General features: G+C 47.5%; 19 protein-coding genes. 2 read left to right on the top strand and 17 right to left on the bottom strand.

Translation table 11 applies throughout. The annotated features are described in order from the left end of the window. Nucleotides 1–10: 10 nt before the first annotated feature. The 4 genes from DW091_RS10040 to DW091_RS10060 all read right to left on the bottom strand — a co-directional run bounded on the left by DW091_RS10040 (nucleotide 11) and on the right by DW091_RS10060 (nucleotide 2235). Complete coding sequence (locus DW091_RS10040; protein ID WP_118518076.1) at nucleotides 11–886, bottom strand: aldo/keto reductase; 876 nt, start codon at nucleotides 884–886, stop codon at nucleotides 11–13. Further along, nucleotides 883–1434, bottom strand: coding sequence for a cyclophilin-like fold protein (locus DW091_RS20545; protein WP_118518077.1), 552 nt, complete (start codon nucleotides 1432–1434; stop codon nucleotides 883–885). Before DW091_RS20545 ends, DW091_RS10040 begins: the two co-directional genes overlap by 4 nt. A gap of 359 nt (nucleotides 1435–1793) precedes the next feature. Further along, on the bottom strand, nucleotides 1794–2072 hold the full coding sequence (locus tag DW091_RS20835; protein WP_347561015.1) for an NAD(P)H-dependent oxidoreductase: 279 nt from the start codon (nucleotides 2070–2072) through the stop codon (nucleotides 1794–1796). Beyond that, nucleotides 1963–2235, bottom strand: a complete 273-nt coding sequence (locus DW091_RS10060) for a cyclophilin-like fold protein (protein WP_199678160.1) — start codon at nucleotides 2233–2235, stop codon at nucleotides 1963–1965. Before DW091_RS10060 ends, DW091_RS20835 begins: the two co-directional genes overlap by 110 nt. 147 nt (nucleotides 2236–2382) lie before the next feature. Between DW091_RS10060 and DW091_RS10065 the strand changes: the two genes are divergently transcribed. Continuing rightward, on the top strand, nucleotides 2383–3279 hold the full coding sequence (locus DW091_RS10065; protein ID WP_118518078.1) for a LysR family transcriptional regulator: 897 nt from the start codon (nucleotides 2383–2385) through the stop codon (nucleotides 3277–3279). Between the two features lie 149 nt (nucleotides 3280–3428). Here the strand turns inward: DW091_RS10065 and rlmD are convergent, their stop codons facing one another. The 5 genes from rlmD to DW091_RS10090 form a co-directional block, all read right to left on the bottom strand. Beyond that, nucleotides 3429–4802 carry a 23S rRNA (uracil(1939)-C(5))-methyltransferase RlmD gene (gene rlmD, locus DW091_RS10070; RefSeq protein ID WP_118518079.1) on the bottom strand — a complete coding sequence of 458 codons (1374 nt, stop codon included), beginning with the start codon at nucleotides 4800–4802 and terminating at the stop codon, nucleotides 3429–3431. A 154-nt stretch (nucleotides 4803–4956) separates the two neighbouring features. Then, entirely contained in the window at nucleotides 4957–5553 is a 597-nt protein-coding gene (locus DW091_RS10075) for an N-acetyltransferase (RefSeq protein ID WP_118518080.1), read from the bottom strand. A gap of 97 nt (nucleotides 5554–5650) precedes the next feature. Further along, nucleotides 5651–6448, bottom strand: coding sequence for an ATP-binding cassette domain-containing protein (locus tag DW091_RS10080; protein WP_118518081.1), 798 nt, complete (start codon nucleotides 6446–6448; stop codon nucleotides 5651–5653). Beyond that, nucleotides 6435–7331 (bottom strand): ABC transporter permease, encoded by an 897-nt coding sequence (locus DW091_RS10085; RefSeq protein WP_118518082.1) that lies wholly within the window; start codon nucleotides 7329–7331, stop codon nucleotides 6435–6437. Before DW091_RS10085 ends, DW091_RS10080 begins: the two co-directional genes overlap by 14 nt. A gap of 101 nt (nucleotides 7332–7432) precedes the next feature. Then, the gene (locus DW091_RS10090; RefSeq protein WP_096918778.1) at nucleotides 7433–8440 is read right to left on the bottom strand and encodes an ABC transporter substrate-binding protein; all 1008 of its coding nucleotides are present in this window, start codon (nucleotides 8438–8440) and stop codon (nucleotides 7433–7435) included. A 603-nt stretch (nucleotides 8441–9043) separates the two neighbouring features. Between DW091_RS10090 and nagA the strand changes: the two genes are divergently transcribed. Beyond that, nucleotides 9044–10156 (top strand): N-acetylglucosamine-6-phosphate deacetylase, encoded by a 1113-nt coding sequence (gene nagA, locus DW091_RS10095; RefSeq protein WP_118518083.1) that lies wholly within the window; start codon nucleotides 9044–9046, stop codon nucleotides 10154–10156. A 58-nt stretch (nucleotides 10157–10214) separates the two neighbouring features. Here nagA and trxA read toward each other — a convergent pair whose 3' ends face one another. The 8 genes from trxA to DW091_RS10135 all read right to left on the bottom strand — a co-directional run bounded on the left by trxA (nucleotide 10215) and on the right by DW091_RS10135 (nucleotide 19476). Then, the gene (gene trxA, locus DW091_RS10100) at nucleotides 10215–10538 is read right to left on the bottom strand and encodes a thioredoxin (protein WP_058696259.1); all 324 of its coding nucleotides are present in this window, start codon (nucleotides 10536–10538) and stop codon (nucleotides 10215–10217) included. 11 nt (nucleotides 10539–10549) lie between these two features. Then, a complete protein-coding gene (locus DW091_RS10105; RefSeq protein WP_058696260.1) occupies nucleotides 10550–11107 on the bottom strand; it encodes a flavodoxin family protein in 558 nt (185 codons plus the stop codon). A gap of 41 nt (nucleotides 11108–11148) precedes the next feature. After that, nucleotides 11149–14319 carry an SMC family ATPase gene (locus DW091_RS10110; protein ID WP_118518084.1) on the bottom strand — a complete coding sequence of 1057 codons (3171 nt, stop codon included), beginning with the start codon at nucleotides 14317–14319 and terminating at the stop codon, nucleotides 11149–11151. Continuing rightward, complete coding sequence (locus DW091_RS10115) at nucleotides 14316–15479, bottom strand: exonuclease SbcCD subunit D (RefSeq protein ID WP_074616423.1); 1164 nt, start codon at nucleotides 15477–15479, stop codon at nucleotides 14316–14318. The genes DW091_RS10110 and DW091_RS10115 overlap by 4 nt, the downstream gene beginning before the upstream one ends. 145 nt (nucleotides 15480–15624) lie before the next feature. After that, nucleotides 15625–16137 carry a hypothetical protein gene (locus DW091_RS10120; protein ID WP_058696263.1) on the bottom strand — a complete coding sequence of 171 codons (513 nt, stop codon included), beginning with the start codon at nucleotides 16135–16137 and terminating at the stop codon, nucleotides 15625–15627. A gap of 128 nt (nucleotides 16138–16265) precedes the next feature. Next, complete coding sequence (gene rd / locus DW091_RS10125; RefSeq protein ID WP_013382779.1) at nucleotides 16266–16427, bottom strand: rubredoxin; 162 nt, start codon at nucleotides 16425–16427, stop codon at nucleotides 16266–16268. Nucleotides 16428–16572: 145 nt separating this feature from the next. Further along, a complete protein-coding gene (locus tag DW091_RS10130) occupies nucleotides 16573–17958 on the bottom strand; it encodes a sigma 54-interacting transcriptional regulator (protein ID WP_118518085.1) in 1386 nt (461 codons plus the stop codon). Nucleotides 17959–17967: 9 nt separating this feature from the next. Further along, nucleotides 17968–19476: a BCCT family transporter gene (locus DW091_RS10135; RefSeq protein WP_118518086.1), complete on the bottom strand. Its 1509-nt coding sequence runs from the start codon at nucleotides 19474–19476 to the stop codon at nucleotides 17968–17970. Nucleotides 19477–19503 lie beyond the last annotated feature (27 nt).

Here is a 19503-nt window from a genome sequence, read left to right on the forward strand (position 1 = left end):
TATCCTCCGTTTACAGACTGGTCAGCACCGGGTTATTCAGATAGTCATACAGTCTGTCGATTTCACTTGGCTTTGAGCAATCCAGCATAGACGGCATATTTTGATTCAGCTCTTCAATTTGCTTCATATCATCACGATCCAGTTCAAAATCCCAGACCGCCATATTTTCTTCCATACGGTTTTTGTGAACCGATTTTGGAATGATAACGACACCCTGTTGAATATCCCAGCGCAGAATAATCTGCGGTACGGTTTTTCCATGCTTTTCTGCGATTCTTTGCAGCACAGGTTCTGTGAACATTCCTTTTAAGCCTTCCGCAAATGGCGCCCAGCCTTCAGGCTGTATATCAAACTTATTCATAATTGCAAGTTCTTCCGTTCTTTGATAATGCGGATGGCGTTCAATCTGATTTACCATAGGTCGGATTCTTGCGTTATAGCAAAGATCCATCAGCCTTGCACTGTCAAAGTTGCAGACGCCAATGGCACGGATTTTTCCCGTTTCATACAAATTCTCCATTGCCCGCCAAGCGCCATAGTAATCGCCAAGGGGCATATGGATCATATACAAGTCCAGATAATCCAGTCTCAATTTATTTAGCGATTCATAAAAGGCCTGCACTGTTTTTTCATAGCCCATTTGTTGGATATAGGCTTTGGTGGTGATAAACAGGTCTTCACGCTTTACCATACCTGCGGCGATGGCTTTCTTTACTGCACTTCCTACCGCTTCTTCATTTTTGTAAGAGCTTGCTGTATCAAGCAGGCGATAGCCTGTTCCTATGGCATCCAGAACAACCTGCTCGCACTGGTCTTCCGGCACCTGAAATACACCAAAGCCCTCCATTGGTATATCGATTCCATTACTTAACTTTACATTTTTCATTTTAATTTCCACCTCCCTACCGTAATCGTACCGCCAAGCTTTTCGATATTCTCCTTACCGGAAACAACCTCTCCAAGTCCATACAGACTGCCGTTCGGATTGCAGGAATCATAAAACATTACCACGTCTCCCCAGGGAGAATAGTAGGACAATGTTCCTGCCTCACCGTTGCTTAATGGCGTATCTGCGGTATCAAGCTTCTGCGGCGGATAAAACGTCATTTCATTGTTACCGAAGGGTTCCACCTCCATCGTTAAGGGCAACTGCTCATAAAGAGTCTTTGCCGCATTACTGTTATTCAGTTCATATATGATTTCATAGTCTGCTGATTTTACAGAGATTTTCATCGTTGCTTCCTCCTCGATATTATTGGATTCACTTTCTGTCAGGTTTTCTACTTCCTGACTTTTTGTTTCATCCTCTTTATTTCGCGCTTGTTCTGCTGTGCTGCTTTCATCGGCTGTGCTTTGTGTGGATGCAGGGCTTTGACACCCCGCCACACACAACAACAAAACAGCAAAAACAAGCAATATGGTCATTTTTCTCATACGCATATCCTCACGCTTATTTCAGATTTTTACGCAGAAAGCTTTCAATTTTATCAAACGGAATTCTGTCTGTTCTGTCATAGAGGTCGATATGTTCCGCATCCTCTACAATATAAAGTTCTTTCGGCTCAGCAGCTCTCTCATACACCACACCTGTTCGCTAAAGAAGCGTGACGCTGCTCTGTCGCCTACGATCATCAAGATCGGACGAGGAGAGATTTCATCTACTATAATTCGTCCAGCTTTTCTGCTGATTTGTTCTGCCCGCCATAAGCTGTGAACACACCGAGATTCTGAAGCTTCATATACTCAATAAACCCATAGTGGTATGAATAAATCGCTCCATCGTAAACATCATCTTAGCCTGAGCTTAAAATAAGCGCCGCCTTTTTCAGATTTTTGGGAATCCCGATGTTATAGGTTCTGGTAATGGCACATTGAAGCTGACCGGAGATATGCAGATAATAAACCGGAGATGCCAGTACAATCATATCCGCCTGCTCAAAGTGCGGATAAATCTTCTGCATATCATCCTCCTGTATACAGTTTCTGTTTCCTTTGGTATGGCAGTATTCGCAGCGCAAACCATCCACCCGCCAGATTAATATCGCCGTTTTTCCATCCTGCCTGACGCTCATTCGGATCACTTTTTCCCCCCTCGGCAGTACAGCAATAATCAATACCGGAATCGTGACCCGCTGTGTGAAATGGCAGGCGCGTTTCAAAATCCTTTGCCGCAGCGGTGTCGTTTAATACCGCCGGGATTTTCCTGTCTCCAATATGTAAGATAATATCTTTCATGGTTTACTCCATCCTTTCTATATTGAAGTATACTGTAACGGCTCATCAATTACAAACAGTTGTTAATAATGGTTTACCATCGTTGACAGGAATGATTATGTTGCGTATAATTAAAAGAAGTGAAAACATCGGGAAGGACCTTTGTATATGATTGAAACAAGATTGTTCCACTATTTCCTTGCCATTGCAAGAGAACAAAATATTACAAAGGCTGCTGAATCTCTGTATATCACACAGTCCACACTCTCCAAACAGATGATGGATTTGGAACAGCAGTTGGGGAAACAGCTTTTTATTCGCGGAAAACGAAAAATCACCCTGACGGAAGAAGGTATTTTTCTGCGCAACCGGGCGCAGGAAATTATGGCACTTATTGAAAATACGGAGTCTGCTTTTCAAACAGATTCCGCACACCTATGCGGGGATATCACCATTGGCTGCGGTGAAACCATTGTGATGGATTATATTGCCGATCTGTTTTCTGCATTTCATACACAGTATCCGGAAGTCAAATTCCATACTCACAGTGGGGATGCTGACACTGTTTTGGAAAGATTGGATATGGGATTAGCGGATATGGGATTGCTGCTCGGTCCAATCCGACAAGAAAGGTACGACTATCTCAACATACACAGGAAAGATATATTCGGTCTTTTAATGCCTGAAAACTGCATATTGGCTGAGCAGGAGTTTATCAATATTGATCAGCTAAAAACACTGCCCCTGATTATGGCAGAACAAACTTTTTCCGGTCATCAAGACTTAGACTGGTTCGGAACAGATGAATCTGTGTTAAATGTAGTTGCAACCTACAATTTAATTCATAACGCCACTTACTTAGTAGAACGAGGTGTCGGTTACGCACTATGCCTTGATCAATTAGTAAATACCGCAGGAAGAAATTTAGCCTTTCGTCCTATCACCCCAGAACTGTCTGTTGATTTGTATATCGTAACAAAGAAATACCAGGCATTCTCTCCGGCAGCAAAAGCTTTTCTGAATTTGCTAAAGCAAACCATCTCACACCAAATCAATCAAGTGTAAGCAAAATATCTGTACAAGCAAAGTAAAAAGCACCCTGCAATGCTGCAAAGTGCTATAAATATGTTCCCAAAAAAATCCGTAATTTGATTCTCGGTATGCCCCAGAACTCAAATCACGGAAATCCCTCTATTTCAATCCTTTCTCGGCTTTTACTTCTGAACTCTTGATATCAATACCACCGTCTCCACATGCCCCCCATGAGGAAACATATCCACACAGCAGACCTTCTTCACCGCATACCCTGCTTCTTTAAAAAACGGCAGATCCCGCGCCAGGGAGGTGGCTTTGCAGGACACGTAGATAAAGGTGTCCGGTTTAAAGTCGATAATTTTAAAGATCGCTTTGGGGTGGATGCCATCCCTCGGGGGGTCGAGGATGATGATATCGGGATTGTCAGGAAGCTCGGCGACTTTTTCCATGACATCGCCGGCGATAAACTCGCAGTTGCGCAGGCCGTTGGCTTCGGCGTTGACCCTGGCGGCTTCGACGGCTTCCTCAATGAGCTCGATACCGATGACTTTTTTCGCCACCGGGGCCAGTACCTGGGCGATGGTGCCGGTACCGCAGTACAAATCAAAAATGATTTTATCCTGGCGGTCACCGACGTAATCGCGGACAACAGAATACAGCTTTTCTGCTCCCAGTGTATTGGTCTGGAAAAAAGAGAAGGTCGAGATTTCAAATTCCAGACCTAAAATTTTATCATGGATACAGTCCTCACCGTACAGGATATGCAGGTCATCTTTTTTCACCACATCGGCCACGCCGTCGTTGATGGTATGGAGGATCCCCTTAATTTTACCGGACAACTCGAGCTTCAGGAGCAGCTCGATAAAAACCGCATCGTCCAGTTCTGTCTTAGAGGTTGTGACCAGATTGATGAGGATTTCTCCAGTCTGCTTGCCTTTGCGGATAACCAGATGGCGCAGGAATCCTTCATGGCTGCGCTTGTGAAAATAGGTCACGTCCTTTTCTTCAAAATAACTGAGGACAGCTTTCTGGATAATGTTAAAGTCCTCATCGGTCAGGCGGCAGCAGTCGGTTTTGACAATGTTGTAAAAGCTGCCGCGCTCGTGCATGCCCAGAAGCAGTGGGCCATCCTTCACATCGTCGCCAAAGGAGTATTCCATTTTATTGCGATACTCAAACACCTCCGGGCTGGGGATAATCCCTCCAAACTCAAAGCCGTCGATTCCAGCTTTACCCAGCAGGTTTAAAACGTAATCGGCCTTTAGATTGAGCTGTTTTTCGTAGGGCAGGCTCTGGTAGGTACAGCCACCGCATTTGCCAAAGGCCGGGCACTCCGCCAGAATCTCTAAAGGAGACGCCTCCAGAATTTCCAGAGGCTGTCCTTCAATTTTCTTACTGCGTTTTTTGGTAATTCGGGTTTTAATGAGCTGCCCGGGAATGCCATTTTTGATCACAACCTTTTTTGCGCCGCTCTCTTCCTCCACCATTCCCCAGGATTTTCCTGGAAATTCAATGCCTTCTATTCTAATATCGATAATATCGCCTTTTTTCATTGGTTCCTCTTTCTCGTGTTTAAATATATTGATAATTTATTGTATCATCTTTGGGTAAAAAAAGAAACGCCACGGCTATATTAAGACAGACAAAACAGATAATATGGTGTTAAGATAAAAAACCCGGAGGATATCAATGTACCCTCCGGGTTTTTTATTCGTATAATTCTTTCTTCATAATCAACAGCTTACGGATACCTGCTATGCGCAGCAGAAGATTGTCCTGTATTTCAGTGGTCTTAAAGCCCAGATGACGGTACAGGCGGATGGCATTTCCGTTGTCGCCGATCACGTCCAGGCTCAAGCTGGTAACACCGGTATTTTCAGCCACATAATTGATCATTTTTGTGGCAATGCCCTGTCCTCTGCAGGCCGGGTCGGTGGCCAGAAAGTCGATGTAGCCCTCGTCATCCCTTTTTACAGCGGGCTTTCCAATGATAAACATAAGCTGCGTCTTGATGACTCGGCTCTTTACAGGCCCGAATAACCGGGATACCCCGCTTCTTTCTATATCGAAGGCACGGCGTTTGTTATCGGAGTAGGCCAGCAGGCCCACGACTTTTTCGCCGTCAAGACAGACATAGGCCATATCATTTCGCAGCGCCGGCTCAAAGAGCTGAAACAGCACTTCCTTATCGGCCGAAATAGATTTGATCATATCGTAAAAGCCCTCGACAAACAAATGGACCGCCTGGTGCCGGAAGTCAGACTCCAGTGTATTGAGTTTGGTAATTTTATAATCCTTCTTCATGATTTCCTCCCAGTGTTATTACAATGATTATACCCCGCTTCGCTTAAAGAAAAATCAGGACGTTAAAAAAGACCTGCTCTCACAGATCCTTTTCCTTTTATAACGAATTGCCGTCCTCAATACTGATTTCATTAAATTTATCGGTCAGGTCTCTGACCACCAGGGCGTCCTTCACGTCGTCAGATTTATCAATCACGATATTACCGCGGTGCATCATGACCAGCCGGTCGCCGTAGTTGATGGCAAACTTGAGATTATGCGTAACCATGAGGGTGGTCAGGTGTTTTTCGCGTATCAGCTTTTCGGTGAGCTCCATGACGTTTTCGCTGGATTTTGGGTCAAGAGCAGCGGTATGCTCGTCAAGAATGAGCAGATCGATGGGCGTCATGGTGGAGATGAGCAGCGCCAGGGCCTGACGCTGGCCGCCGGACAGGCTGCCAACCTGCAGGTCGATTTTATCCTCCAGCCCCAGCTTTAAAAGCTCCAGCTGGCTTTTGTAAAAATCAACGCGCTTTTTATTGACGCCGATGCCCAGTCCATAGGGCTTGCCCTTCCGGTCTGCCAGCGCCATATTTTCAAGGATGGTCATGCTGGGACAGGTACCCAGAGAAGGATCCTGGAACACACGGCCGATAAAGGCCGAGTGCTGGTATTCTTTAAGGCCGGTAATGTCCTTGCCGCCCACATATATTTTCCCCTGATCTACCGGCAGGCTGCCGCAGAGCAGGTTTAAAATGGTCGTTTTTCCAGAGCCGTTACTCCCGATGACAGAGACGAAGCGTCCCTTTTCAATATTCAGATTAAAGTCCTGAAACAACACCACCTCATTGACAGAATCCGGATTGAAGGTTTTATAAATATGTTCCATACGGACAAGGGGTTCATGATTCTGCATGGTTTTTCTTTCTCCTTTCCGGGAAAAGCTTGCCGCCTACCAGAGCGATGGTAAAGATAATGGCCATGAGCAGCTTGAGGTAGTTTGTCGGCAGACCGATCTGCATGGCAATGGCCAGGCAGGCCTTGTAGATGATGGCCCCGAAGATTACTGCAAGGGTTGGTTTTACAAAGGATACCCGTTTGAACAGGTTCATCCCAATGATGACTGAAGCCAGCGCCATAACAACCATCCCTGTCCCTACCGCCACGTTGGCGGATTCGGTCTGCTGTGCCAGAATACAGCCGGACAGGGCTGTACAGCCGTTGCCAATGGCCAGACCGATGATTTTCATCTTTCCGGGATCACGCCCCTGTGAGACAACATACTGCGGGTTATCCCCGGACGCACGGAGCAGCATGCCTGACTGGGTTTTTAAATACAGATCGATGAGCAGCTTGACCACAATACAGATCACTGCCACCATGATCACAAGACCGTAGCCTGGGGGCAGAATGGTCGCCAGCCCGGTGTTAAAAATGGTGGGCATGTTGTAAAAGGGCAGCACTGCGCTGCCGCCGGTCAGGGCCAGGTTAATACTGTACAGCCCCGTCATCACAAGAATCCCGGAGAGCAGGTCGGTGATACCGAGCTTCACATGGAGAAATCCGGTAATACAGCCAGCGGCCGCCCCCACGATAAAGGCCGCGACGCACGCGAGCCATGGATTAACCCCGGCGGTAATCAGCATAGCGGTGAGACACATCCCAAGCGGGAAGGTTCCGTCGACTGAAAGATCGGGAAAATCCAGAACAGAATAGGTAATATACACCCCGACGGCCATAATCCCATAGATAAAGCCTTCCTCGAGGACGTTGATTACCAAGCCACCTATAATATCCATTTAACATAGTCCTTTCATTGATTAACTGAAACGTACAAAACAGAGGCCGCCGCCCGGGCGCCTCTGCCTGATTTTATCTGGGAACCGGATTCGATTCTTCCTTATTTGGAAACAGCGGTCGCTGTGCTTAAATCCTGCGGCAGTGTTAAGCCCAGGGTTTCCATGACTTCCTTATTATAAACCGGTGAGCTTTCAGTCACTTCCTGAACGGCCATATCCGCGGCCTTTTCTTCACCCTTTAAGATTTTAGCGGCCATTTCGCCGGTCTGTTTTCCAAGGGCGACATAGTCGATGCTCTGAGAAGCCAGACAGCCGTTTTTAACCTGTTCCTCCTCTGAGCCAAACACTGGAATTTTCGCGTCGTTGGCGGCTTTCAACACAGTGCTCAGATTATCGACAACATTGTTATCGGTAAAGTTGTTAATGCAGTTGACACCCTTTGATACCAGTGTCTGCGCGCCCGCGGCAACCTCTGAGGCGTTGGTCACGCCCACAGCCTCTACCTCAAAGCCATAGTTTGGAGCAATCTGTTTGAACTTTTCCAAATGCGATACGGAGTTCGGCTCACTGGTGGTGTACAGGATACCGATTTTCTTAGCGTCTGGCAGGAAGGAACGGATCATTTTAATCTGGGCTTCCAGAGGCAGCACATCGGCTGTACCGGTGCAATTGTCGCCTGGTTTTTCCATGGACTGAACGATCTTAGCAGATACCGGGTCGGATACTGCGGTAAAGACCACAGGAATATCGCCGCCTTTCGTGGCTGCATAGGCAGACATCGCTGCAGGTGTGGCGATACCAGCGATCAGATTGTATTTTTTTGATACCATGTTTTTTGCGGCCATATCGGCATTGGCGACATCGCCTTGGGCGTTCTGGAACTCGATGGTCAGATTCTCGCCTTCCTTAAAGCCGCCAGCTTCCAATCCCTGTTTAAAGCCCTCGTAGCAATTATCAAGAGACGGATGTGTCGCGTACTGAATGACTCCGACCGTGACCTTGCCGTCGTCTGACGCGCTGCCGCCGTTACTGCTGCATCCCGCTGTAAAACCTGCTACCATCGCGACACTTACCACACCAACCAATACTCTTTTAAATAATTTATTCATTTCATTTTCCTCTTTCTGTTTTAATATTTAAATGCTGAATTTCCGTTTCTCATTTTATCTATATTATCGTTCCACCAGCCAATCATATGACATCAACTCCTTTTTATGGATCATATTTTGCTACCGTTCGTCCGCGAACGCGCACTACTCACTGCCAATTCCATAGAACTTGGACAAAACATCAAAAAAAGCCTGCCCCTTACACAAGGGACAAGCTTCATAAGCCTGCGGTACCACCCAAATTGACGATAAATCGCCCACTCAAGTTCGTATACTAACATACACGCTCCCTTTATAACGGGTGGAGATCCCGTCAGAGATACTTGGCAATCTGCCTTTTGCTCTGCCCTCATAAGCCCATTCAACCGACCGCATCTCACCGCTTTTCCACCGTCCGCGGCTCTCTATCCAGATGACATGCCTGTTTACTTACTCTTAATCACAGGTTTAATTTATATTATGTTTCGTATTATAAGCTTGCCTGTGTCTTTTGTCAAGCCTTAAATTTTTTACCCTTCCAGAATAATAATAAACATCCCGGCCCCAAAACTTGCGCTTCGCTGCACTTGCCTCTATAATAAAATCAGAAAGGCAGAACCTCAAATGATTATTCGAAACGCGTGGGTTTACACCCCCGACCATCGCTTTACACAAAAAGACCTTATTTTTGACGGCCCCTATATCCGCACACAGACCGCTAACCCGGCCGAAATAGACGCCTCTGGCCTATACGCCATTCCCGGCCTCATCGATATTCATCTACACGGCTGTATGGGCCATGACTTCTGTGACGCTGCCGCGGATACCCTTAATGCCATGGCCGCTTATCAGGCACGCAACGGCGTAACAGGCTTTATCCCCGCCTCTATGGCCTTTTCTGAGAAAAAGCTGTCCGGCATTTTCAAAAACGCCGCCCGCCGGCCACAGGAGACCGGCGCCATGCTTTTGGGCGTCAATATGGAAGGGCCTTTTCTTTCCGAAGCAAAGAAAGGCGCGCAAAACGGGCGCTACCTTATCCCACCAGACATTTCGATGTTCCGTCGGCTGAACGCTGTTTCAGGCGGCCTTATCAAGCTGGTTACCCTCGCGCCTGAACTCGCCGGCGCCGCTGAGTTCATCACTGCCCTGAAAGATGAAACCGTCATCTCGCTCGGCCACACCGAAGCCTGTTTTGAGACTGCCGCCCAGGCTTTTACGCTGGGCGCTTCCCATGTGACGCACCTGTTCAATGCCATGCCGCCCTTTAACCACCGGGAGCCAGGGCTCATCGGCGCTGCCTTTGACCATCCCGGCGTCACAGCTGAGCTCATCTGCGACGGTGTCCACGTCGCTCCGGCCATGATCCGCGCGGCTTTTAAACTTTTCTCAGCCGGGCGCATTGTTCTCATCAGCGACAGTATGCGGGCTTCAGGACTGGGAGACGGCGAGTATACCCTTGGCGGCCAGACTGTGCAGGTCTGCGGAAACCGGGCAACCCTCGCGGACGGCACTTTGGCGGGCTCAGTCACCAATCTGATGGACTGCCTGAGAAATGCCGTAGCTTTTGGCATTCCCCTGACGGACGCAGTTCAGGCTGCTGCTGTCAATCCGGCGCGGGTCATCGGCGAGTCTGACCGCCTGGGCAGTCTGGAACCCGGCAAGCTTGCCAATGTGGTACTGCTTGATAAGCGCCTGAATGTTGTGAAAATTTTTATTAAAGGAATTGCCGTTTCCTGAAAAAGCCCCGGTCAAAACTGCCTAAGCAGCATTGACCGGGGATTCTGTTTTTATCCCTTTATTCCGCTGAATAATAATTCAGTTTATCCCTGAGCTCGGACTCTGGTCTCAAACCAACCAGAGTTTCCACAACCTCGCCATCCTTGAACAGCTTCATGGTCGGGACGCTCATCACACGGTATTCTGTGGCTAAAGCGCTGTTTTCATCGATATCGACCTTGACGATCTTCACCTTGCCGCTCATCTCTTCAGACAGCTTGTCCACAATGGGTGTTAAAGCCTTGCAGGGGCCGCACCAGGTCGCGAAAAAGTCGACTAGGACAACACCCTTATGATCTAAAACTTCACTTTTAAACTCACTTGAATTTACTTTCTTTGCCATTTTAATGCCTCCTATAAATTTTTAATCTGCTGTGCCAGCGCATCCAGCTCTGCGACAGCTTTTTTATTTTCAAGTGCCGGTGTCTCATCGGTGTGGGAAATCTCCACAAAGCCCATGGGTACGGCGTTCAGATTTTTCAAATACCATTCCAGCGTGTACTCCATGCCCTTGAACTGGTGTCCGTAGGCAGGGGCGCCGCCCACTCCGATAAAAATGATTTTCTTATTCGGAATATGGGAATGATCCTCCAGATTGTAAATCATCTGGGTACGGTCAATAACGGTTTTCAGTTTGGAAGGAAACGCGGTAAAGTACACAGGGCTCGCAATGACCAGAAGGTCGCAGTCCATAAAATCCTCATAGATCCATGTCATATCATCGTCCCTGATCACGCACTCTCCCTGATGAGGAATACAGTAGTCACAGCCCTTGCAGTGCTCCACGTGCACCTTGTTTACGTTGATGAGGCGCAGCTCATTATCCTCCCGGATCTGTTCCAGAAAATAATTCAGTATTTTATTGGTATGGCCATTATTCCGATGGCTTCCCATAATTGCGGTAATTTTCATCCTTCTCTCCTCGTCCTGTTGGTAACTCTATCCTAAACCCTTTAACAGAAAATGTCAATATGACTTCCCGCTTCGGTTTTTTCCACAATAATCTTAGTATCAATGCGGTCCTTCAGCTCCTCAACGTGAGAGATGATGCCCACTGTGCGGCCGTCATTTTTGATGGCCAGCAGACAGCTGATGGCATTATCAAGGGCTTCTGGATCCAGGGTCGCAAAACCTTCATCAATAAAAATGGTATCCAGTGAAATGCCGCCCGCGTAGGACTGGACAATATCTGAAAGTCCGAGAGCCATGGAAAGCGCCGCCATAAAGGTTTCTCCGCCCGACAGGGTGTTCGCACTGCGGCGCAGCCCTGTATAGGCGTCAACCACCTCGATCTCCAGGCCGCGGTTGCCGGATTGTCTGAAGTCACCCATGACCTCCAGCCGGTAACGTCCTGAGGACATTCTTTCCAGAAAAACATTGGCGCTTTCCAGAATATCCTGTAAATATGCGGACAGGATATACCGCTCAAAGCTGATCTTTGGCTTTCCGGCCAAGGTACCCTTGATGGTCTGGTCCAGATGGGTGTAAATTCCCTGAAGGCGCTCGACCTCTTTTAATTCCTGTACCAGCCCTTCGATTTTCCCGATCTGCTGGCGGTTCTGGGCGATCTTTTCATTCAGAAGCGTTATCTCCCGGCGGTAGCCTTCGATCTGCGCTTCCAGTGTCTGCTGGCTTTCACGGTAACGCGTAAGCTCAACAGGGTTCTTATCCCTGAGCCCGTCCTCAAGCTCCCGCACCCTTTCGGCCGTGCTTTTGAGGTTAAACCGGTATTGCGTGAGCTCCTCTTCCATGGTCTGGATCGCTTCATCGCTCATGCTATGGCAGCCTGCATAGGTTTCCGGCGTAAGTCCTGCATCTCTGAGGGCTCTGCTGTAATCTTCGTTCAGCTTGCTTTCTTCCTCGGCTGCCTTTTCCAAAACCTGACTGCCGCTTTTGTAGTTGGCTGCCTGTACGGCCTCCTCCTGCAGCAGTTTCTGGTGCTTTGCCTGAATGTTATCTTTATACCCCTTCTTTTCAGCGATTAACGCGCTGGTATTGCGCTCAAAGCTTTCAACTTTTTTTAAAAAAGCCTTTGGGTTCTCCATTTCTGGCGGAAATTTTAAAATCTCTGCCAGGTTCTTGATCTGTTCCTCCATCTGGGAGAGCTGCCCGCGCAGCAGTCCGGCTTCTTCTCTGGCTTCTTTCAGCTGTCCCTCCAATGCCCCGTAGCTTTCCAGCTGAGTTTTCAGCTTTTTTGCCACGGATTCCAGGCCTCCTTTTTCCTTCTGCTTAGCCTTCAGCTGCTTTTCAGCGCTCTGACACCTGGCGTGCAGGACTTCAAAGCTCTCTTCCAGATTTTTTTGCAGGGCGCTCACTGCCGCTTTGTCTGGAAGTACATTATCCGCGGTATCCATCATTTCCGCAAGGCGTCCTAAGAGCTCTGTCTGGCGCGTTTCGATTTCTCTGCGCTGCAGGGTGCCTTCATTCTTCAGGGAGCCGCTTTTAATCTTCAGGGCATTCAAAGCCTCTGTCGTCTCTGCCAGGGATGACTCCTCTACAGGCTCATGGGCCTCGGCCTTCTGGGGATGGTGAACGCTGCCGCACACCGGGCAGGGCTGACCTTCCTCAAGCCCTGCGGCCAGTCCCGCGGCTGTTTGCTGCTGCTGTTTCTCAATTAAAGCCTGATACGCGGCCTCCTCCACCTTGATACGGTTCTGGTTTTCTCTCCATTCGTTTCTCAGAGCTGTAATCCGGCGCTCGCGATTTTCAATAACACCATAAATTTCCAGCGCCTCTTCCACCCGCTTCTGCCGGCTTGTCAGGTTTTCAAGCTCATGGCCGCTTCGCTGAAAGGCTTTTTCCAGCTCGAATATTTCCTTATCCAGAGTGTAGCTCTCGTGCTCCAGCTTTTTCAAAGACTCACTGTCCTCCTGCTGGCGTTTTCCCTTTTCCTCAAGCTGCGAAAGCTCTCCGCTTCGCTTTTGCAATCCCACATGCTTTTCCTCAAAGACACGCAAACTTTCAGACAGCCTTTTTTCAATATCCAACTTTTCCTGAAGCTGCTCGATAACCGTGATGTATGATGGCGCGCTGACAGCCTCGTATTCTGCTTGCGACTTTTCAAGGGCTTTCTGGCAATCCTCCAGCTGCTTTTTAATAATGGTCAGCTCTGCGGCAGCCCCTTCTTTTTTACGGTAGGCCCGGGCCCAGGCTTCCTCATAGGGCTTGACCAAAAGCGCTTTCTTCGACAGAGCCAGCATCTCCTCTTTTTCCCGGACTGCTTGCCGCTCATTCTCCAGTTTCACCAGCCTTTTTTTCTGGTTTTCCAGCTGCTCAAACTGGATGTTAATCTGTTCACCAGCGGCCAGAGTAATGCGCAGCTGCTCCAGCGACTGGACCGCCTCTTTCTCCTGTCCTGTCAGAACACCAATTTCAGACGCATCGGCCTCGATTTCCTTCCGGGTTAAATCCAGTACATAATCCATGGTTTTATCATTCTGCGTCAGGGTATCCGCCAGCGCGGAGCCCCCACTGCATTTGATGTGCTGGCGCTCTGTCTCCATCTCAACACTCAGGTCATTATGGCGTCCTCTTATTTCGCGCAGTCCTGAGGCTACCTTATCCTTGAGGGTGTTGTACAAATCCATTCGGAAAATACTTTTTAAGAGCTCAACCCGCTCTTCTTCTCTGGCTTTCAGAAGACGGCTGAACTCTCCCTGGGGCAGCATGACGATCTGGCGGAACTGGTTGGCGTTAATACCGAGGATCTCCTGAACCTTTTCTCCCACCTCTGCCACTGAAGCGGAGATCAGTTTTTCCTCACCGCCTGCTATCTCGTACAGCACAGCCTCATGCTTTTGCCGGGCCGTACCCTGGCCGCGTTCTTTTTTCCGATCCTGTTCAGGGATTCGCTTAATGCGGTAGGTCTTTTCCCGCAGCTCAAAGGTAAAATCCACCCACATCATCTCCAGCGGGTCGCCAAACTGGCTTTTCATCTCTCTTGACTGGCGGAAGGTGTTGCTGCCCTCGCCGTACAGTGCGTAGCACAGCCCGTCAAAAATAGTGGTTTTTCCGCTGCCGGTGGGGCCGGTAATCAGGAAAAGTTCTTTGTCCAGCCTCGTGAAATCAATTTGCTCCTCCATAAAAGGACCAAAATGGTGCATATAAAGGGCAATGGGTTTCATTTCTCTTCCTCCATAGTGGTTTCAAGCAGCTCCGTTATCACTGCCTGCTCATCTGCCTGCATAGCCTCGCCGTTGACAAAGGTATAAAAATCCTCAAACAGCTTCAGCGGGTCCTGTATCCGCTCCTTGATACGGCGGCTGCTTTTCTGTGCTTCGGTTTTCTCCCGTTTTTCGTAAGCCATCTCCAGCACATTCGGGTAAACCCTGCGAAGCTTGTCCATGGGATTTACCAGCCGCTCCTGATCCTCCAGAATCACCTTCAGATAATCCTCTCTGCCCTCAGCCTCGTAAGCCTCAAGAGCGGTCAGCCCTTCAAGCTCCCCATGGATAACGCGCAGGTCGCGCAGCGGTTTAAAGCTTACCGGTTCCAAAGCCAGAGCACCCTTTTCACCAAGCTCCACCAGTGTCACAGATTTTTTCTGATTCCATTCCGAAAAAGAATATTTTAGCAGAGAGCCGGAATAGCGCACCTTATCCCACAGCACCTTCTGCGGCCTGTGCAGATGGCCCAGTGCCACGTAGTCAAAGGCTTCAAAATGCTCGGCACAGGCGTACTCAATGCCCCCGATCTCAATGGGTCTGACTGAATCGTCAATGGTCTGAATATCTGCCATATTGCCTAAAATCAAGCCGTGAGAGACCAAAACGTTGCGTCTGGACATATCCATCCGCTCTGTGATCTCATCGGTAATCTCCCGGTACATCTCATCATAGCTTATGGTTTTTTCAAGCTTCATCAGGCTCCGGTATTCCACAGGCTTAATAAAAGGCACTGTCCAGAAGCAGACCTCGCCCCATTCATCGTTTAGTATCACAGGCTCCTGCCCTGGCAGGTAATTGCCCGCGATATGAAGGCCCTGCTTTTCAAGAATGCCGCCATTCATGGCCAGCCGCTCACGGCCGTCGTGGTTACCGCCGATGAGCAGCACAGGGATTTTCAGATTGAGAATAATTTCCGAGAGCACTGTATCCACCAGCCCCAGAGCTTCCTTGGAAGGAACCGACCGGTCATAGATATCACCGGCGACTAAAAGGATATCCGGCCGCTCCCGGTCAAGCCAGGCAAGCAGCTGTGTGAGCACAGCCTCCTGATCCTCCAGCAGGCTTTTTTCATTAAGTGTCCGGCCTATATGCCAGTCTGAGGTGTGTAATATTTTCATGATCGTTCTCCTTTATGACAAGTATAGCGGATTCTTACAAAAAACACAAAAGCCGGAGTACGAATACTCCGGCTGATTTGTAAAAATTTTGAAAGAGGGTAACTTGTTTACAGTGTTATCATACTGCTTTTTGCTTAATTGCCCCTTAAGCTTTTGGGGCGTTTTTATTCTGGCTTACCACGCTTTTTAATGCCTTGTGAAACTTTGAGGAGCACTGAATCTTGGCGCCGCATACCAGATCGCCCTCACGGTAAAGCACGACGTATTTAGCCTTATTCTCGATCCGGGCCACGGTATAATTCTTAACCTTGCCGTTAATCCCCTTAAAGGCCTCCTCCGGTATCACATCGAACATTGCCTTTACTGGAATATCTGCAACTTCTTTGCGCCAGAAAAAGATTTTCCGCTCGATGTTCAGGCTTTGATGCGTCAGCAGCATAAAAAACCCTGTGGTGATAAACCGAAGAATCACAACAAACACCACAATCATCACAATCAGAGCTGCGATACCGATCCCTGTTTTTAAAGCGTAGTCATCCATTTGACTGATGGAACGGTTATAAATAAATACATAGGCCACGACAAACAACCCGATCAGTATCATGCCAACGGCGCTGAACTCCCGGCTGCGGACCTCTTCTCTTGCCTTTACTGCCATTATAATCTCCCTTGATAATCGATTCTTTTCAATTATCATACCCGATTTGGAGAAGTTTTGCAAGGCTGCCCACTGTCTCAAAAAACAAAAAATCCCTGGCACTCCAGGGACTTATTCAAAAGCCTTAATTAAGCTTCCGGTGAAAATTCATCTTTGCTGACGCCGCATTCCGGGCAAACCCAATCTTCCGGCAGATCAGCAAAAGCTGTTCCAGGAGCTACACCATTATCAGGATCACCTACAGCGGGATCATAAACATAACCACAGATATCACATACATATTTTTGCATTTTTTCTCCTCCTTCGAAGGTCTAGAATTTGTTTGTCTTGTATATACCCCGGAGCCTTTAACTTTAAACTCCGTTACCGCAATTATAACGAAATTTTCTCTATTTTTCAATGAAAACTTAAACATTTCGGGATTTTTGTTTAGAATTATTTTATATATTTGCGGATCAGATTATTGGCTTTTGTCTGACTGACTTCAATAATTTCCGCTACTTTTCGGCTTGTTTTGTAATTGGAGTAAGCCCAGATAATAAGTTTTCTTTCCGCCTCTTCAATGACATTTTCATAATTAGGAATTTTTGTATCAAAATCGATGCTGTAGTCTTCTTCATCTTTGAGATAATTATAAAAAAGATCCGAATCAACCACCTGATGCTTTGAAAGAATAACCATTCGCTCAATACAGTTCTTTAACTGCCGTATATTCCCAGGCCAGTCATAGATAGACATAAGATAAGACACTTCGTTGGACAATACAATATTTTTCTGATACTTTTTATTGAAAACATTCAAAAAATGACGAATGAGGAGCATCATATCCTCCTTTCTGTCCTTGAGAGCAGGCACGGTCACCTTAATAGTATTGAGCCGATAATAAAGATCTGAGCGGAAGTATTTTTCACGGACCAGCTTTAAAATATTCTGGTTGGTGGCCGCGATAATGCGCACATCGGTAAAGCGGATATCATTACTGCCCACGGGAATAAAGCGTTTGTTTTCAAGCATGTCCAGAATTTTTACCTGCATTCCCAGAGGCATTTCCCCAATCTCATCAAGAAACAGAGTGCCGCCGTCAGCTTTTTCCAGAATGCCTACCTTTCCTTTTGGGCTGGCGCCTGTGAACGCATTGGGTGCATAGCCAAAAAGCTCGCTCTCCAGTAAATTTTCGGGAATAGCTCCACAGTTAATGGACATGAACACCCGATCCTTTCGATTACTTTTGCGGTGGACGTAGTTGGCCAGCACGCTTTTCCCGGTGCCGGATTCCCCAAGAAGCAGCACGTTGGCGTCTGTGGCTGCGGCGGAGTCCAGCAGGCCTCGGCAGTAGCCAAAGCTCTGGCTCTTGCCGATAATCTCTGTCTCCGGGTCCTCCATTTTATTTTCAATGGACGGTGTGTTCGCCCGGTAAGTGATGTCATATTTGTTAAAATGGTCTTGAACTGAGGAAACCATCATCTCAATATTTCCCTTATCGTCAAAAACTGGAACACTGATGGAAAGAAGGTTCTGGTTAACCACTTTATACAAATTTTCGGTGACAAGTGTCTTTCCATATGCCATCACATCTTTATAAGTATATGGTTCCCACAGGTCCTTTTCTTGACAAATTTCAGTGGCCAGCCGCCCGACCATCTCTTCACTGGTCAATCCATAGTGTCGCACACAGGCTGGATTAATATAGGTAATTTTCCCCTGATTGTCTGCGACAAAAATCTCTGTAAAACAGGTTTCTAATATCGTCAGAAAATATTCTTTGGAGAGAGACAGCAGATAATTTTTATATTCTTCGGAATAATTTTTGAAAACATTCATCCTTTTCACTCATTTCTTCTTAAAATCCTGGCGCAACATTTTGAAAAGCGATACGGTAATTATGACATATAAAACGCAGACGGGCAATGTAAAAACAATGGTAAAGGTCTGAATCTGCTGAAGCGAGCCTTCAAACAGCAGCAGAACTGCTGGAATCGCGGCCACGGCCAAGGCCCAGAATACACTCAGCTTTTTAGGCGGATCAGCCTCATTGTCGAGATTTTTGGCCGAAACCATTGCCAATGTGTGGGAAACCGAATCGTAAGTAGTAGCTGTCAGGATAATAGATGCGATAAGCACGAGAAAAATCAACACACTTCCCACAGGGTTACAATGGAGAAGCGCCATAACAGTCTGAGGGCCTCCCAAGTTGTTCATACACTCTGGAACATCCATGAATCCCTTCAGCGTCAGCGAGACAGCGTTGCCTGTAAAAACGGTAAAAAACAAAAAGGTCGCAGCTAATCCGTAGCCCAGGCAACCTAAAATCACATTTCTGATCGTGCGCCCCCGGGAAATTTTCGCGATGAAAAGCCCCACTGACAACGCAATAGACAGCCACCACGCCCAGTAAAAAACTGTCCAGGTTTCCACAAAACCAGTCTGCAGCACAGGGTCCATCCAGGTCGACATTCTAAAAAAATCTGACACCAGCAGCCCCACTGAAGTGGTTGCCAGCTTTAACACAAAAATTTTATCACTAAAGCAAAAGACCAGTGCGACAATCACCAATAAAAATGCCACATTGATATTACTCAGAATTTTGATACCCTTTTTCACCCCTGCATAAGCGCTCAGCGTAAAAATGCAAGTGATGACAAGCAGTGTAATAAATTTAACGGACCCTGTATCCTGAATGCCAAACAGGTCATTCAAGGCTGCGGTTGCCACTGGCGTGCCGATACCAAGTGTAGTGCCTGCACCACCCACCATTCCAAAAATAAAAATAATATTGATAACCCGATCAACAATCCATTCATACTTTTTTCCAAAAACAGCATGGCAGCAGGACGCAATGTCAAAGCGCTCACTTTTCCGGTTGTAATAGGAGTAAGCAAAAGCAACGGCCGGAATCAGATAAAGGCCCCAGGCCGACGGTCCCCAATGAAACAGTGGGTATGCTGCGGCATACTCCAGAGCCGTGTTACTCATAGGTTCAAGCCCAAAAGGCGGCGCTTGATAATAAAAAGTCCATTCAATATTCGTCCAGTATAAAAAACCCGCAGCCATGGAAGCACAAAAAATCATTGCCGCCCAGGATATTTCGCCGTATTCTTTTTTGCCCTCTCCCAGCTTGATCTTACCGTAAGGGCTCAGGGAGAGATACAGGCACAACAGAAAGGAAATCAGTGTAATCCAGAGATAGACAAATCCGAACTGCTCTGTCACCACACGGTAAGCCTCGTCAATAAAATACCGAGCACTCTCAAAATTAGCGATTAAAAAAGAGCAGGCCAGAACAATGATCAAAAGTGGTATCAAGACAACAGGCAGGTCAATTCTATTTTTCAGTTTCATTTTCAGGCTCCTCCATTAAATTCATAA

The organism is Eubacterium sp. AM05-23 (assembly GCF_003477535.1).
GTDB classification, from domain to species: domain Bacteria; phylum Bacillota; class Clostridia; order Eubacteriales; family Eubacteriaceae; genus Eubacterium; species Eubacterium maltosivorans.